This window comes from Kosakonia sp. YIM B13588, from assembly GCF_042788165.1.
Taxonomy (GTDB): Bacteria; Pseudomonadota; Gammaproteobacteria; order Enterobacterales; family Enterobacteriaceae; genus Kosakonia; species Kosakonia sacchari.
Genome location: NZ_JBHZPO010000030.1, coordinates 1 through 1,956 on the forward strand (window position 1 = coordinate 1; position 1,956 = coordinate 1,956).

Below are 1,956 nucleotides of genomic sequence, written 5' to 3' on the forward strand. Positions count from 1 at the left end.
AGCTCCACGGGGTCTTTCCGTCCTGTCGCGGGTAACCTGCATCTTCACAGGTACTATAATTTCACCGAGTCTCTCGTTGAGACAGTGCCCAGATCGTTGCGCCTTTCGTGCGGGTCGGAACTTACCCGACAAGGAATTTCGCTACCTTAGGACCGTTATAGTTACGGCCGCCGTTTACTGGGGCTTCAATTCGCACCTTCGCTTACGCTAAGCGCTCCTCTTAACCTTCCAGCACCGGGCAGGCGTCAGCCCCTATACTTCGCCTTACGGCTTCGCAGAGACCTGTGTTTTTGCTAAACAGTCGCCTGGGCCTATTCACTGCGGCTCTCTCGGGCTTGCACCCTAACAGAGCACCCCTTCTCCCGAAGTTACGGGGTCATTTTGCCGAGTTCCTTAACGAGAGTTCTCTCGATCACCTTAGGATTCTCTCCTCGCCTACCTGTGTCGGTTTGCGGTACGGGCACCTCTCACCTCGCTAGAGGCTTTTCTTGGCAGTGTGGAATCAGGAACTTCGCTACTATAATTCGCTCGCCATCACAGCTCAGCCTTCACGGGAAACGGATTTGCCTATTTCCCAGCCTAACTGCTTGGACGCGGATATCCAATACCGCGCTTACCCTATCCTCCTGCGTCCCCCCATTGCTCAAATGGTGAGGAGGTGGTACAGGAATATCAACCTGTTATCCATCGCCTACGCCTTTCGGCCTCGGCTTAGGTCCCGACTAACCCTGAGCGGACGAGCCTTCCTCAGGAAACCTTAGGCATTCGGTGGAGGGGATTCTCACCCCTCTTTCGCTACTCATACCGGCATTCTCACTTCTAAGCGCTCCACAAGTCCTTCCGGTCTTGCTTCACAGCCCTTAGAACGCTCTCCTACCACTGTTCGAAGAACAGTCCGCAGCTTCGGTGATACGTTTAGCCCCGGTACATTTTCGGCGCAGAGTCACTCGACCAGTGAGCTATTACGCACTCTTTAAATGGTGGCTGCTTCTAAGCCAACATCCTGGTTGTCTAAGCAACTCCACATCCTTTTCCACTTAACGTATACTTTGGGACCTTAGCTGGCGGTCTGGGCTGTTTCCCTTTCGACTACGGATCTTATCACTCGCAGTCTGACTCCCAAGGATAAGTCATCGGCATTCGGAGTTTGACTGAATTCGGTAACCCGGTAGGGGCCCCTAGTCCAATCAGTGCTCTACCTCCGAGACTCTTACCTTGAGGCTAGCCCTAAAGCTATTTCGGAGAGAACCAGCTATCTCCAGGTTCGATTGGCATTTCACCCCTACCCACACCTCATCCCCGCACTTTTCAACGTGCGTGGGTTCGGGCCTCCATTCAGTGTTACCTGAACTTCACCCTGGACATGGGTAGATCACCTGGTTTCGGGTCTACGACCACGTACTCAATTCGCCCTATTCAGACTCGCTTTCGCTGCGGCTCCGCATCTTCTGCTTAACCTTGCACGGGATCGTAACTCGCCGGTTCATTCTACAAAAGGCACGCCATCACCCATTAACGGGCTCTGACTACTTGTAGGCACACGGTTTCAGGATCTCTTTCACTCCCCTTCCGGGGTGCTTTTCACCTTTCCCTCACGGTACTGGTTCACTATCGGTCACTAGGGAGTATTTAGCCTTGGGAGATGGTCCTCCCGGATTCCGACGGAATTTCACGTGTTCCGCCGTACTCAGGATCCACTCAGGAGAGAACGAAGTTTTGACTACAGGGCTGTTACCTTCTATGGCGGGCCTTTCCAGACCTCTTCATCTACCTCGTTCCTTTGTAACTCCGTACAGAGTGTCCTACAACCCCAAGAGGCAAGCCTCTTGGTTTGGGCTGGTCCCGTTTCGCTCGCCGCTACTCAGGGAATCGCATTTGCTTTCTCTTCCTCCGGGTACTTAGATGTTTCAGTTCCCCGGGTCTGCCTTCTCATATCCTATGTATTCAGATATGGAT

General features: G+C 53.2%; 1 rRNA gene. It reads right to left on the reverse strand.

The annotated features are described in order from the left end of the window. Positions 1-1,956: ribosomal RNA gene (locus ACFX4U_RS24005) — 23S ribosomal RNA — on the reverse strand; the annotation flags it as partial.